The sequence below is a fragment of the Bacillus sp. FJAT-26390 genome (genome assembly GCF_001682865.1).
GTDB lineage: Bacteria > Bacillota > Bacilli > Paenibacillales > Paenibacillaceae > Pristimantibacillus.
Genome location: NZ_MAQX01000001.1, coordinates 1,576,057 through 1,591,142, shown reverse-complemented (window position 1 = coordinate 1,591,142; position 15,086 = coordinate 1,576,057). Strand labels below are relative to the sequence as shown.

14 protein-coding genes are annotated in these 15,086 nt (G+C 42.8%); 10 read left to right on the top strand and 4 right to left on the bottom strand.

Translation table 11 applies throughout. The annotated features are described in order from the left end of the window. Window positions 1-42 precede the first annotated feature (42 nt). A complete protein-coding gene (locus A7975_RS07465; protein ID WP_065384667.1) occupies window positions 43-912 on the bottom strand; it encodes a LysR family transcriptional regulator in 870 nt (289 codons plus the stop codon). Between the two features lie 109 nt (window positions 913-1,021). On the opposite strand from A7975_RS07465, the gene A7975_RS07460 reads away from it, so the two are divergent. After that, the gene (locus A7975_RS07460; protein ID WP_255314195.1) at window positions 1,022-2,236 is read left to right on the top strand and encodes a YbfB/YjiJ family MFS transporter; all 1,215 of its coding nucleotides are present in this window, start codon (window positions 1,022-1,024) and stop codon (window positions 2,234-2,236) included. Window positions 2,237-2,322: 86 nt separating this feature from the next. Beyond that, entirely contained in the window at window positions 2,323-3,177 is an 855-nt protein-coding gene (locus A7975_RS07455) for an alpha/beta fold hydrolase (RefSeq protein ID WP_065384666.1), read from the top strand. A gap of 556 nt (window positions 3,178-3,733) precedes the next feature. On the opposite strand, the gene A7975_RS34440 is transcribed toward A7975_RS07455, so the two are convergent. After that, window positions 3,734-4,204, bottom strand: coding sequence for a hypothetical protein (locus A7975_RS34440; RefSeq protein ID WP_218061007.1), 471 nt, complete (start codon window positions 4,202-4,204; stop codon window positions 3,734-3,736). Window positions 4,205-4,266: 62 nt separating this feature from the next. After that, window positions 4,267-4,425, bottom strand: a complete 159-nt coding sequence (locus A7975_RS34435; protein ID WP_218061006.1) for a hypothetical protein — start codon at window positions 4,423-4,425, stop codon at window positions 4,267-4,269. 386 nt (window positions 4,426-4,811) lie between these two features. Between A7975_RS34435 and A7975_RS07445 the strand changes: the two genes are divergently transcribed. Next, on the top strand, window positions 4,812-5,849 hold the full coding sequence (locus A7975_RS07445; protein WP_065384664.1) for a YheC/YheD family endospore coat-associated protein: 1,038 nt from the start codon (window positions 4,812-4,814) through the stop codon (window positions 5,847-5,849). 224 nt (window positions 5,850-6,073) lie between these two features. On the opposite strand, the gene A7975_RS07440 is transcribed toward A7975_RS07445, so the two are convergent. Further along, window positions 6,074-7,042, bottom strand: coding sequence for an NADP-dependent oxidoreductase (locus A7975_RS07440; RefSeq protein WP_065384663.1), 969 nt, complete (start codon window positions 7,040-7,042; stop codon window positions 6,074-6,076). A 406-nt stretch (window positions 7,043-7,448) separates the two neighbouring features. Here A7975_RS07440 and A7975_RS07435 point away from each other — a divergent pair, with 406 nt between their 5' ends. From A7975_RS07435 to A7975_RS07410, 7 genes are all read left to right on the top strand, one after another. Next, on the top strand, window positions 7,449-7,715 hold the full coding sequence (locus A7975_RS07435) for a Ger(x)C family spore germination C-terminal domain-containing protein (RefSeq protein ID WP_065384662.1): 267 nt from the start codon (window positions 7,449-7,451) through the stop codon (window positions 7,713-7,715). Window positions 7,716-7,767: 52 nt separating this feature from the next. After that, window positions 7,768-8,001 carry a GerAB/ArcD/ProY family transporter gene (locus tag A7975_RS33540; protein WP_065384661.1) on the top strand — a complete coding sequence of 78 codons (234 nt, stop codon included), beginning with the start codon at window positions 7,768-7,770 and terminating at the stop codon, window positions 7,999-8,001. Then, a complete protein-coding gene (locus tag A7975_RS07425) occupies window positions 7,965-8,597 on the top strand; it encodes a GerAB/ArcD/ProY family transporter (protein ID WP_082198024.1) in 633 nt (210 codons plus the stop codon). Before A7975_RS33540 ends, A7975_RS07425 begins: the two co-directional genes overlap by 37 nt. Then, window positions 8,594-8,719: a hypothetical protein gene (locus A7975_RS34740; protein WP_255314194.1), complete on the top strand. Its 126-nt coding sequence runs from the start codon at window positions 8,594-8,596 to the stop codon at window positions 8,717-8,719. The genes A7975_RS07425 and A7975_RS34740 overlap by 4 nt, the downstream gene beginning before the upstream one ends. A 445-nt stretch (window positions 8,720-9,164) precedes the next feature. After that, window positions 9,165-10,175, top strand: a complete 1,011-nt coding sequence (locus A7975_RS07420) for a LacI family DNA-binding transcriptional regulator (protein WP_065384659.1) — start codon at window positions 9,165-9,167, stop codon at window positions 10,173-10,175. Between the two features lie 481 nt (window positions 10,176-10,656). Further along, window positions 10,657-12,048 carry an ABC transporter substrate-binding protein gene (locus A7975_RS07415; RefSeq protein ID WP_065384658.1) on the top strand — a complete coding sequence of 464 codons (1,392 nt, stop codon included), beginning with the start codon at window positions 10,657-10,659 and terminating at the stop codon, window positions 12,046-12,048. Window positions 12,049-12,118: 70 nt separating this feature from the next. Beyond that, entirely contained in the window at window positions 12,119-15,016 is a 2,898-nt protein-coding gene (locus tag A7975_RS07410) for an extracellular solute-binding protein (protein ID WP_141680218.1), read from the top strand. Window positions 15,017-15,086 lie beyond the last annotated feature (70 nt).

Genomic DNA, 15,086 nt, shown 5'->3' with positions numbered 1-15,086 from the left:
AATGGACAGCTCTGCTTAGTTGCAGTCATTAGACAAGCCGAGTTAATTAAATCTTTCTTTTGATATTCTTATTAACTCAGATACGGCCGGAGTATAATAAGAGTCTTTGCGGCGAACAAACAAAGTTGCAGTTTTGAATAACTTCTCTGATATGTTTTGAATTTGAAGACTATAGCGCTCACTTGCCCTCTCCACAACTGAACGGGGTAACAGCGAAATGCCAAGCCCCGCATGGATACATCCAAGGATTCCTTCAACGGTACCGAACTCCATAATCTTGGATGGCCTAATTCCTTTAAGGCTTAACCACTCTTCATATTTTTGACGGTAGGAGCAACCAATTCTAAAAACGAGTAGAGTTTGATTTTGTAACTCTTCAATTCGCTCAATAGTTAGGTTTTGTCCTCCCGTTACGAGCACAAGCTCTTCATAGCCGATCTCCGTTGTTTCTAACTCTTCATACTCAATTGGTGCGGATACGAATGCACCGTCCAATTCAAACTTCAGGACTAACTTAGCGAGGTCGTCCGTCGTGCCAGTTTTCAATGTTAAATCGACCTTTGGATAGGAATGATGATAATCGGCGAGAATATTCGGTAAACGAACTGCCGCTGTCGTTTCAAGGCATCCTATTCGAAGTGGTCCTTGTGGTGTTGATTTATCCGATACAACTTGCCGGGCCTCTTGCGTAAGAGATAAAATTTTCTCTACATAAGACTTAAGGATCTGTCCAGATGTAGTAAGCTGAACGCCTTGTCGTTGCCTATAAAATAAAACGGTATTAAGTTCATTTTCAAGTTGTTGAATACGTATGCTTATACTCGACTGAACGTATTCCAATTTCTCAGCCGCACGTGTAATACTGCCTTCGTTTGCCACAGTCAAAAAAATGTGCATGTCGCGGATCTCCATAAATAGCCTCCGTTTACGTATTGTTTTTTTTAATGCTAGGCATCGTTTAACTTCATTTTACACAATGTCACGGTGAAGTTACAATTGAAACAGGAGGGGGGAAGAACAATTGACACGACCAAATATAAAAGTAACTGATAAAGCTGCTTCGACAAAAATCTTAATTGGTGGATTTGTTATGCTCGCTATTGCAATGGGTATCGCTCGTTTTTCATACACCTCGATACTTCCATTCATGCAGTCACAAACGAATTTATCCATAACTGAAGCTGGTTATTTGGCGGCAAGTAATAACTTGGGTTACTTAGTTGCAGCTTTTTGCGCGGGTATCATTACATTTGGAGAGCGGAGATCTACTCATTTGCGAATTCAAGTGGGTTTATGCATTTTAACAACGGGATTAATGGGGGTTGTATCTTCGTTTTCTTGGTGGATGATCCTGCGTTTCATAGCTGGCATGAGTAGTGGTTTTATTTTTGTCCTCGCATCGAGTTTAGTTTTAGATGCACTTCTTGCTGACAACCGTGGAAAAAGGATCGGTATTTTTTACGGCGGGGTTGGATTTGGTATTGCACTATCAGGGTTACTCATTCCATTGTTCAGTCTTCACTCATGGAGAGGAGGATGGATAGGTCTCTTGGTAATTAGCATCATTCTTGTCGCCTTTATTTGGAGTTATATCCAGGAGCCTAAAAAGCAACATATTTCCCTGAAAGGCAGCGATAAAGAGTCTTCTATAAAAGAATCAAAGTTATTTCCTTATTTGCTTGTTGTATATGGTCTTGAAGGTTTGGGTTATATCGTTAGCGCGACATTTTTGGTTTCTTATGTCAAACAAGTTCCGAATATGGATTTTTTTTCTGATTATAGCTGGATTATCGTTGGGGTAGCGGCGGTGCCATCGACTATATTCTGGTCTTGGTGCATGGGTAAAATGGGTTATGTAAAGCCATTGATAATTGCGCTTATTCTACAAGCTATAGGGGTTATCTTGCCTGTATTAGTACCTAATATCGTCGGTGTTGGTCTGGGTTCAATTCTGTTTGGCGGGACCTTTATGGGGATTTCTATGCTTGCGATTACCGCGGCTCGTGCATTAAAACCTACAGGTGGTAGTCAAGCCATTGCATGGATGACTGGTTTTTTTGGGATTGGACAAATCCTTGGTCCCATAGGGGCAGGTTTTGTAATGGATGCAACCAATAGTTTCAGCATATCCTTGGCTCTTGCAGCCTCGGTACTTGTTATTGCTGTAATTGTGATGATAGTGGGTAGTGTTATGTCCAAGGGGAAGAATCCAGAAAAAAATGCAGTACAATTTTAACCGGGGATGCGCGATTCCTAAATCGTAAGTTGCGATAATTAGCAACGATTCTACACCGTTTCATCTGATAAATTGGAGGAAATAACATGACGACCTATCATTATGTAGAAATAGAAGGATTACAAGTGTTTTATCGTAAGGCCGGCAATCCGGATAAACCGGTTATCTTATTTCTTCATGGTTTTCCGTCCGCAAGCCATATGTTCAGAGATCTGATGCCTGAATTAGAAAATGACTACTATTTGATTGCCCCTGACTATCCTGGTTTTGGTCATTCCTCATCACCTGACAGAGACAATTTTCAATATACCTTTGACCAAATTACTGAAATAATGGAAGCCTTTATGAATCAGCTTAGGATTACTAAATATGCTTTATATGTCTTTGACTATGGAGCGCCGATTGGCTTTCGTTTAGCTATGCGCCATCCAGAAAAAGTAACAGCAATAATAAGTCAGAACGGCAACGTTTATCGTGAAGGACTTGGTCAAAAATGGGCGGCTCGAGAAGAATATTGGCGTAATCCAACACAAGAGAAACGAGACAGTTACCGGACCGCCTTTGCGCCTGATACAATAAAATACCAATATGTTGACGGAACAAAGGAAAATCAAGTTTCCCCAGACGGGTATACTCTTGATATTGCGTATATGTCCCGACCGGGAAGTGATGAAAAACAACTGGACTTAATTTTTGACTACCAAACTAATGTGAAGATGTACCCAGAGTTTCAAAAATATCTGCAACAATACCAGCCGCCTTTATTAGCAGCTTGGGGTAAAAACGATAGCTCCTTTATTCCGGAAGGCGCTAATGCTTTTAAAAAAGATTTACCTAATGCTGATATTCACCTATTAGATACAGGTCATTTTGCTTTGGAAACGCACGCGAAAGAAATTGGGGAGTTAATGTTGCGTTTTTTTGATAAAAACGGGATTTGATACATCGACGGGAGCAATCGATTTTCAAAATAAAAAATATGTTTACAGGGGTGGAGCTAGTAAGGAATGCATTCAATTGATAAAAACATAGGATAAAACAACAACGGGACTTCGTTTAGTTGATCCTAATAATGATTTCTTATCACCGGAAGGCAAGCTTTTCCCTCGTGCTAAAGAAGTAGCAGGCTCCGTAAACGTGATAGGACATTTAAAAGAGATCCTTAGGCTATACACTCCTATCCAAATCCTATAGCACAATCATGAGTACGGGCCACCTTTCGGGGTGGTTTTTTTATGATAATGATTGATTTGTCTGCAAAAAGGATGCGGCATGGAATATCGGATTCGAGTAGGTAGTAGCAATATCGACCGGAAGTTATAAATCTTGCAGGGGAGTTTTTTAATCAAAACCCAAATATATGATGACAAATTGGAATAGCGTGGTTCTCTTTACCAACTCCTTGTACTTGTTAAAGATAAAAGACGGAGGTCAACCAGTAAAGGTTGGCTAACCTCATCAAGCGGGGAGCAAATTTATTCAATCATGATGTGGCTATTAAGAAGGAGTATAAGAAAGAGTAGCGCTAAAGGAGAGTTGAGTGATATCAGCAGCTGAAGGATCTGTCGACAAGAGCGTCCTTATACGAATGCCTATACGGTCACCCGCTGCAACTACTAATGATCCCCCAACATTAATATTCGTTGCGGATCGGAAAGTACCAGCTGTTATGACATTATTGGGAAATCCGAATCTAACCGAACTAGTAAGCGGTGTGGTCACGTAAGATGAAGACAGATGATCAATGCCATTATTAGGAACTGAGGGTGCTCGGAATACTGTAAAATCATATTGAAGACCGAGAGTATTGATAGAAACCACAGAAGCAACCAATAAATCTACACTGATTTGTAAATTTTGAATGGTACCCGCAAATGGAATTGGGAAAGCAAAACCACCAGCTTCAGGTGGACTAGTCGATTCTCCAGAACCATCAATAACTTCGACTGTGTGACTACCAAAACCCATTAAAATTGGAGCGGCTGAAACTACTGTAGCACCGCTAAGAATGATCCCCGTTGAAAATGGAATTAATCCTCCAGCTCCAGTTGCTCCAGTTGCCCCGGTTGCTCCAGCTGTTCCTGCAAGTCCTGCTGGTCCTGCTGCTCCAGTCGCTCCGGTTGCTCCTGCAAGTCCAGCTGCTCCAAGTGCTCCTGCGAGTCCCGCAAGTCCAGCAGGTCCAGCTTCACCAAGTGCTCCTGCAAGTCCTGCTAATCCAGCTGGTCCAAGTGCTCCTGCCAGTCCTGCTGGTCCAGCTGCTCCGATTGCTCCTCCAAGTCCTTGAAGTAATTGCTGTCCTTCTGCTATTGGTCCTTGGGGCCCACGCGGTCCTTCAGGTCCAGGAGGACCGGGGGGACAATTACATCTACCCATCATTTCATCTCCTTATTATCAATCTATTTCATCATATTAAAAGCCTACTAAGAGAAACACTCCAAATACCTATCAAACTTAAAATAGGCAAATAAAGTAAGATATTCGCTGATATATGTTCGTCTATGTTATTGTCCCATACCATTGCGTCTGTGCCAGCATTAGATAATAAAAGTGATCGAAGGCCAGGGAGTGAAGAGGATTGGAGAATCGGCCGTTAGTAGGGATTTTGGTGAGCAAAAAAAACAATAGAAAAAGTGTTCTGAAGCTTTATCAGCGATATGATCATTTAAACTTAAAGCTATTCGTCTTTACACCTGCGGACATTATTTGGGAGAAACAACGAATTAATGGACTCAGCAAGATTAAGGGCGTATGGAAACAAGGCTCTTTCGCTTTTCCCCATGTCGTCTATAACCGGTGCTTTAACAAAGAGACAAAAACGATTCAACGTCTTGAAAAGGTGATTGGCAGTAATAAATGCTTCAACAATATCAACTTTTTCAATAAATGGGATCTTTACAATTTTTTAAAACAGTCTGTGCTTAATCCTTATGTACCAGAAACGGTATTATACGATCAAGCAAATGTATCAGCGTTATTAGAAAAATATCATGTCATATATATTAAGCCTGACTATGGATGCAAGGGGAAGTCAGTGTACCGGGTTGAACGAACGAATGATGGGGATGTCAATATATCTTTGCACGCTTTGGCTCCGAGGTATATTTGCAGGAAAAATGAAAGCATTGAGGAAAAATTAGATGAACTTCTTGGATCAGAGAAATACATGGTTCAGCAAGGGGTTTGTATCCAGCAGATTAATCAACGCTATTTTGATATTCGTGCCCTTGTTCAAAAAGATATTTTGGGAGAGTGGAAGGTTTCCACAATCGCATGCAGAGTGGCCTATGAGCATTATTTCAACACGAGTATGTGTGAGTTCATTTTTGATGCCGCAGAAATTCTCCCCTTATTATTTAGTGAGGGCAATACAGATGAGATTTTCCATTCTCTTCATGAGTTAAGCATAACGGCTGCGCAAGAAGCAGAAGCTCATATGGGTTCATTGGGAGAATTGAGTGTGGATTTCGCTTTAGACGAGCAAAGTAAGCTATGGATTATTGAATTAAACGGAAAACCACAAAAAGATATATACAAAGATCTTAAAAGTTTTAAAAACAAAAATTTAATTTTTAGTAGACCATTGGAATATGCTTATTATCTCTCTCATTCATAAGAAAACTGCTGATTCATTAGATTTTCTCGACTCTTACCAATAAAGAAGAATATCATCTGACCTAAGCAGGAAAAACGATCCTGCTTATGAAATCCCCATCCACCTATGGATGGGGATTTGGCATGCTCTTTTTTCAAGACGAACTATTTTACAATAATTACAAACTGATAAATTAATTAGTGATGATTAATAAAATACAAAAATTCTTATCGGTCCCCTAATGATTAGTGGATATCTTGGTCGCGTTCTCGTACTAATACGATTTTTCCTTTAGTGCGGCCAGTTTGATTGGACATATGAGCTTCATGTACTCCTTCAACCGTCATCGGATATGTTTCAGTAACAGTCGGTTTTAGTCTGTCCATCTCTACCAACCGTTTGATGTGATGGAGATTAGACGCATCTGGACGCGTAAATACATATTCGATTCGGATGTTTTTCTCTACCGCTACCGGAGAGAAAGGTCTGGATTCATGTGGCCCGCCAAAAATGGTAGCAATCGTGCCATTTGGTTTCATCCAGCCAACGGCATCCAAATAGTGCTGGCCGCCAAGGGTATCAAGAGCGAAGTCGAATACATGAGGTAAGGTATGGCTTTGTGGCTGGTCATAGGTGATTACCTCGTCGGCTCCAAGGGAGCGGACGAAGTCTACGTTTCGAGTACTCGTCGTTGTCGTAACGCGGGCTCCAAGTGTTTTGGCCAATTGAATGGCAATTGATCCAATTCCGCCGCTACCGGCTAAGATCAGTACGTTCTGTCCTTCCGTGACATTACCGACCTCCACCAGCGCCTGCCATACCGTTAAGCCGACGAGCGGCAGCGATGCCGCTTCGGCATACGTTAATCCTTTCGGCATTAGGCTGACGAAGCGTTCCGGCACATTGATTTCTTCCGCATAGGTTCCATGCTTCTCGATTTCCGGACGGAAAAAAACATCGTCCCCCGCTTGAAGAGAATGAACTTTTTCTCCCACTTCCAAGACGACTCCCGCACCATCCCAACCTAAAACGAGCGGCAATTCATAAGGAAAGCTATGTTGAAGCAGGCCTTCACGTATTTTCCAATCAACGGGGTTAACGCCGCTTGCCCGAATGGCAATACGAACCTCGTCCGGTTGAAGCGGCAATGTCGGCATGTCGATAACCTTCAGCTGTGAGACAGACCCGTACCGCGAAATCCCAATTCCTTTCATGCTAACAGCTCCTTTTTCATATGATGATAGATCCAAAAGTGTGTACGCTATTAAATGCTATTATCGTGCGGTGGAACATGCGGCAATACGCATTCTCCAAGTTCATGAATGAGCATGTCAGCCGAAATTTAGTTTTTAGAGCGAGCGTCGCTTGTTGAATTTGGCCATAATAGCATTCGATATTATTATATAACCATAAAAACGATATTGATAAGTACGTACTTTGAAGTGACATAGGCACTAACAAGTACCCTTTGAAGGTACGCTTGATGCTTTTTGCGGCAAGTGGAAAGTTTGAATATGTGTCATTTGATTAAATAGCAATCAGGATGTAGGACAGGAAGCATATGCTCCATTAATCTCGATTGCCCCTCCTCAGAACTGGGTTGCCAACTCAACCAGTTTAATGGTTTCCAAGGGCGCAGCCATCTTTCAAGAAGACAGACTCATCGGGTGGCTGAACGAGACGGAAACGATGACTTTGCTATGGATACGCAATGAGATGAAAGAAGGCGTAGTCGCCGTGAACGTTCCGGAAGAGCTCGGCGGCGGGCACGTCATTGGGGAAATATCGAGCGTGAAGAGTAAAATATTCAATCGCGGAATAAATATTATTCAAAAAATTGGTCAACCTTGTTCCCTGACATCAAAGTCGATATTTTGGCGAAATTAAAAGTCGTGCAAACCGGATTACTCGAAGGCGGAAGTACAAGGGAGGATATTAAATGATAAATATATCGTCTTATCATTTGTTTTCACTCATGGTTTTGTTTCAATTCGGGACAACGGTAATCTTCGGCTCCGGTTCCGACTCAGGACGAGATGCTTGGATTACCGTAATGATATCGTCATTGTTGGGTGGGATACTCATTGCGGGTTATGTCACGATCGCCAAGTTCAATCATTTTGATCCATTTGTGCAATGGTTTCAAAGTACAGTTTGCACAGCGGATATCTAAGGCCCGTGCTAGCAGATGGATTCGGCAGAGTACTAAACAATGTTTGGCCGGTAGGCATAACGACGACATATGGAGAATGTTTTGCCATGGCTGTATTTTGGTGCATGCTTAAGAAAAAAGGATATTTAGGGCGCATCAGCAGTGGGGCTACCCTATTTGCCGGTTTATTTATCGTATTATTTGATGTATTAGCCATAACCGCATTAGGAGAGTATCTGTTCCAGAAAATGGTCTTTCCTGCCTTTACCATATTGAAAATGACTAGTGTTGCCGACTTTTTAGAAAATATGGAGGTTCTTGGAGCCATGTATTTTATTTGCTCAGCCTTCATTAAGATATCCGTTTACTTGTTTGCTGCAGTACTTTGCATTCGCGATCTGACCTATTCGTCCAATGATCGACAAGCCATATGGATGACTACGTTAATTGCATATGTAATGGCAATGTCAATGGCTAACTATCTAACCGAACATTTAGAGGTTTGGCTGGGCAGCATTGCGAATATTGTTGTGGTTCCGATGTATATCGTCCTGCCGGGAATCATTCTTTTGCTGTCATTGTTCGGTAAGCGGCAACGCAGGAGGGAGGCGCAGTGAGCATACATTTTCCATGGGTATCATGCGTGTTGATTCAATGGCCTTGGGCACTGCCGATCACGATGGTTGCAGCGGCTTTGCTCCTATCACTAATAAGCTGGTTTAAACCAAGAAAGAAATAAGGAGAAGCCGTTTGGAGCGATCCAAAGGCTTTTTTTTGTGCATTTGTCTCTTATTGTGACGAAATGGGTGTAACAAAGCGAAGGATGATTTGGAGCTTGGTTATGTGATTTGTAAAAGATGCGGCACCATTAATCGCCACTCTTCCAACAAGTCGTGTGAAACGTTTCTATGGCGAATGCTCTGAAGGCTGTAATAGCGAATGGGTTGGAATAAGAGGATTTGACTAATATGAAGTGTTTTTTTGATTTAGGAGGCTTGACTATACATTTAATGACTAGGACTCTCCACACCTATCTATACATTTGCACTTCTAGTGAGCACTAGCCACCTATTCAGGTGGCTTTTTTTTGATGATAAAGAGTTTGGTCTGTCAATATTGCAATCAAGTTCATACACTGATATTATTAAAACGTAAGTGAAAATTAACTGACATATAGATGGGGTATGAAATTGGCTACCATACGTGACATAGCAATTAAAGCAAATGTATCCAGCGTAACAGTTTCCAGGGTGTTAAATCGAGATCAAACCTTCTCGGTGTCAGAGGAAACGCGTCAGCGAGTTATTTCGATAGCCGAGGAGTTTAATTACAAAACTCCGCGCGAGCGTAAAGGGAAAAATGCAGTCGCTACGAACAGCGACGCAAAAATTGGGACGATTATCTTTCTTACGGAGCAGCAAGAAGAGATGGATGCCCACTTTAGTTTGATCAGAGAAGGGATCGAAAAAGAATGTATCGCTGCCGGGATCATAAAGACCAATATGTTGCGATTATCTCAATTTGGGAATCCCGATGTCGTGATTAACAATGTCGATGGGGCAATCGTGATAGGGGGTTCCATAGAAAATGTTGCTCCGATCATTAATCAAGTAGAGAACGTCGTATTCGTAGATTATTCGCCGGATGTTGAAAAATTCGATTCCATCGTCATTGATTTTCAAAGAGCTACGAGGCTTGCCTTGGAGCATTTGATTAAGGCAGGGCATAAAGATATCGGCTATATGGGAGGCTGGAGATCCGAAGGGAAAGATGAACGCCATCATTATTATGAGGTCATAATGAGGGAGAACGGAATCTATGATGCCAAGCATGTCTATATCGGAGAGTGGGCGACTACTGAGGGTTATGCCTCCATGCAGCGAATTATCGAAAAAGGCAATCTTCCGACAGCCTTCTTCTTTGGGAATGACAATCTAGCTATCGGAGCACTGCGCGCTTTGCAGGATGCTGGAATTCGCGTACCGCAGAATATGGCGGTCGTGGGCTTCAATGATATTCCGATGTCCGCTTATGTGAACCCGTCTCTCACTACGGTGAAGATCCAATCGGAGATGATGGGCAGAATGGCAGTCAAGCTTTTGTTGGATCAAATTAACGGCAGGGAAATTCCTGTTCAAGTGACGATACCGGCCACACTCATCATTCGCGACAGCTGCGGATTTCAGTTATCTTAATCATTTATTCAAATGGAATATGGGTAAAAGCTCAAAAGCAATGTGCAGGTTTTTCTGCCCATTGCTTTTTTTATTGTCTCTGATTTGCGAATTATTAAGTAAAATAAATTCGTTTGAAGTGCGAAAGACATGTGGGAATATAGATCAATTTCAGTACTATAGGCGCTTATAAACGAGGTGGGAAAAAGTGGTTGAAAATATTTTGACAGTCTGATAATATGAAATTCGAGTAATAATACAGTTAATATTCACTAATAAAATATATACAAGAATTGCATTTATCACGAATACAGTCAGTTTATGTTTAAGTGAAATTTAATTAAAAGTAAATCGAAATAAAAGTAAGAGATTCAATTTTTCAGTCCTTTTGAAAGCGCTTCTATTTATTGGGGGAGGTGAATGAAATGTAATCGGATAAGATAGTCCGTAAAATGTAAGCGCTGACCTCATCTCAATAACTGATAACAAGGGGTGTGTATTCATGAAAAAGACGAAGCAATTAGTTGTCATTTCTTTAGTATTTGTATTGATGTTTGTTATGTCAGCATGCGCAGGAAGCAATTCAGCAAACAATGAGACCAATAAAGCAGCCGCAACCAATGGCAGTAACTCTGCAATAAAAGAAACGGATAAACCGAGCGAAGAACCTATCGAAGTTAAGTACGATTTGGGCGGAAGAGAAATTGTGTTCTCTGCCTGGTGGGACGGTACCCCCAACCCTGAAACGCCGGAAGGCCAAAAGGCGTTGGCGGTGCAAGCCGAGGTTGAGAAAAAATATAACGTGAAAATTAAATATATAGCTCTCGATTTATTTCAAACGGCGGAGAAGCTTTCCTCCACTGTAATGGCTGGCGAGCCATTTGCCGATGTCGTGCTCGTGGCGCACATTTATCCTGAAACTTTGGTTAAGGGAGGCTACATTACAGCTCTCGATGACTATATGAACGTGAAGGAAGATACCAAACTTTCCGATCTGATTATTAAATCGGGAAGCTATGGCACCGGGAAAACGTACGGCTTCCTGTCAGGTGTCGCCCTTTATGATCAGACCGGTCTTTTTTATAACAAACGGATTTTTCAGGATGCTGGAATGCCAACCCCGACAGAACTGCAGGAACAAGGAAAGTGGGATTGGAATGCGTTCGTGGACGCTGCCCAAAAGCTGACGATTAGCAAAAACGGAAACGGGACAATTGATCAATGGGGTCTGACCGGTTCGCCAGCTGAGTTGTCCAAACATTTGATTCATTCCAACGACGGCGTTATTTTTGACGAAGCGAGCGGAAGGGTCACCCTTGATTCGCCAAATGCATTGGAAGCCCTCGAAATGATGAATAAGCTGTATAACGAATATAAAGTCGTGAAGCGGGATGAGGGCAACGACTGGGAGGACCCAGCAAGGTTCTTCAGAGAAGGTAAAGTTGCGATGTATCCAGGCGGACTTTGGGAGATACCAAATCGCTTTCAAAACCAAATGGTAGATGAATATGCTTTCGTACCCTTCCCGAAAGGACCGAAAGCAAACGACTATATTATGGGCCTGACACAGATGCATATCAACATGATTCCACGGGGTGTTAAAGACCCAGAGATTGTATATAAAATTTGGGAAGACATGCAGGACTTCGAGAATATCGATAAAAACAATCGCACAGCCGCCGAGTCCATGTTCTCAGATGAGGCATCTGTAGAAAATGCGCTGAATACGTTTAACATTACTAAATTTTCGCGATACGGCGCATATAGCATTGATTCTCTTTTCGGAGATCTATTCAAAGACATTTCAAATTCCAAAGCTACACCTGCTGCTGGAGTAGCCAGAATATTGCCGCAAATGCAGGCCAACGTAGATAAGGTATTAAAAGGTGAGTAGCTAGAGGTGATTGCAAGCCACGAAATTTTTACAGAATAAATATTCAGCAGGGCAGGGGATATGTTTGAAAATGCCTAACGTATTGCGCGCTGCAGTTGTTTTACTGCTTCTGTGCACCATGATGGTTCCCTCGGAGAGCGGCTGGTTAAAGCCGCTTCTTGCGAATGCGGAAACGAGCAACAATCCGGATCATTTTGACGAATTTGTTTTCCAAGCCGATAGCTATGACAGCTATCGGCAAGTGCATGAAAATGCAAACGAGCCGGAAGGAAAAATCGTTATTCCAGGCGGTTCCTTTACTCATGCGGATGGGATGGAACCGAAGAGATTGAACACGGTTGGTGGCCGGCAGGGAGATTTTGTGGAAACCGGCGATTCGGGCTCTATGGATTGGGAGATAACGGTTCCCGAGGAGGGCTTGTACAATCTGTCACTCCGGTATTATACGGTTGAAGGAAAAGCTTCGTCTATTGAGCGGATGCTGCTGATCAATGGCAAGGTTCCATTTTCCGGCGCGGGAAGCCTCCTGTTTCCACGGATATGGACGAACGATAAAGACCAAATTGAGCGGGATAACAGAGGCAATGATATCCGGCCCCGGCAGGTAGAGGTGTTCGGATGGCAGGAAATGCCGTTTCGGGATTCCGAAGGATATTATGAAAAGCCCTATTCCTTTTATTTTACTGCCGGCAAGCATAAAATCACTCTTGTTTCATTAAAAGAGCCGGTCATTATTGATGCTATCGAGCTAAGCCCAATTGATGAGCTTCCAACCTATGAGGAGATCAAGAATCAAAATCAAGAAAAAGGGCTGAAAGCGTCAAGCGGTCAAATGATCAAGATACAAGGCGAAGAGGCCCAGTTTAAATCATCGCCAACGTTGTACCCGATTACGGATCGCTCCAACCCGAACACAGAACCGCAGTCCGTATCTGAAATCCGGATTAACACGATTGGCGGAACCAATTGGAAGCTGCCGGGCGATACCATTACATGGACAATGGATGTTCCGCAGGATGGACTATATAAAATTGGCATCAAAGGCAGGCAAGAGCTTTTACGAGGCGTATATTCAACAAGAACGCTGCGGATTGATAACCAAATTCCGTTCCAGGAAGTGCAGGAAATACCGTTTTATTATTCGAGCGAATGGCAGATGATCACCATTGGCGATGGGGAAGAGCCGTATTTGTTTTATTTAACGGAAGGACCACATGAGTTGAAACTAGAGGTCAGCCTCGGTTCGATTGCACCGCACATTCGCCAAGTTCAATCAAGCATTCTGGAATTAAATGCGATTTATCGTAAAGTTTTGATGATTACAGGCGGGGTTCCTGACCCGTTCCGTGATTATAATTTGGAAAAAAGAGTACCGGAAATGATCGAAGTCTTTCAGAAGCAGAGTGCTATTCTAAATAAAGTTTTCGACCAAATGATCGATATTACCGGAGAAAAAAGCGATCGGATCGAAATATTGAACAAATTGGCTTATCAATTGCAAGACTTGGCAGCGCATCCGGAGACGCTGCAAACTCGCCTCGAATCGTTCAAAACAAACGTCGGAAGCTTGGGCACGTGGATTTTGCAGGTAAAAGAGCAGCCATTAGAAATTGATTATTTCGTGTTGGCCTCACCGGAACAGCCAATGCCGAAAGCGAAAGCATCATTTATCAGTAAAATAAAACATGAAATAAGGACGTTAACCAGTTCCTTCTTCGTCGATTACAACAGTATTGGCAATACAAGTACAAATGAGCGTTCGGTTACGGTATGGATCGGTACGGGACGCGACCAGGCACAGGTGTTGAAAGCGATGGCTGACGATACGTTTTCGAAGGAAACGGGAATCAGCGTGAATCTGAAGCTAGTAAACCCGAGTGTTCTCATGCCTGCTACGCTTTCCGGTCAGGGGCCAGATGTCGCCATGCAGATTTCCAATGATATTCCTGTCAATTACGGGATGCGCCATGCCATTGTCGATTTAACAGCATTCAGCGATTACGAGCAAGTGGCAGGAAGGTTTCGCGACAGTGCGATTACGCCTTACAAGTTCCAAGATGCCGTTTTTGGTCTGCCGGAACAGCAAGTATTTCCGATGCTGTTTTATCGAAAGGATATATTGAAGGAACTTGGCCTCGAAGTTCCGCAAACCTGGGAAGACATTTATGAAGTCATTCCGGTTTTGAAAAAGCATCAGATGGAATTCGCTCTGCCACTCGCAGAAACATCGGGTGTATCCACACTTGAACCAAGCAAGGCATTCGCGATGATGCTTTACCAGCAGGATGGTGAGTTTTATAAAAATGACGGAGAATTGAGCGCTTTGGATTCAGAAGTTTCCATGCAGGCCTTTAAGAAATGGACGGATTTTTTCGTCAATTATAAGTTTCCGCTCCAGTTCGATTTGACAACCCGCTTTAGGACGGGCGAAATTCCGATGGCGATTACTGATTATACTTTCTATAATACGTTGTCCGTTTCGGCTCCTGAAATAAGAGGGCTGTGGGAGTTTACCACTGTTCCGGGGCTTATGCAGTCTGACGGCACAATTAGGCGCGATGTCTCTAGCGGTGGATCGGCCGTTATTATGATGAATCAGGCCAAGGATAAGGACGCTGCTTGGGAATTTATGAAGTGGTGGACGAGTAAAGACGCACAGGTTCGCTTTGGTAGGGAGATGGAAGGATTGATGGGGGCTGCTGCCCGTTATCCGACAGCCAATATCGAGGCGCTGAAAGAGCTGCCTTGGCCGACGAAGGATTATCGGAACCTGGAGAAGCAGTGGGAATGGGTGAAAGGCATTCCGGAAGTTCCGGGGGGCTACTATACAGGACGGAATCTGGATAATGCATTCAGGGAGGTCATTAACAATGGGACACACTCAAGGGATGCGCTGTATGACTATGTCGAAGAAATCAATCGCGAAATCGAATTCAAGCAAAAAGAAATTAATCTGAAACAAAATTAGAGGTGAACCTATTGCAGCATTCAGATGTACTACCCGCAAAAGCGAAAAGGCATTCGCATCAGAATGCCGT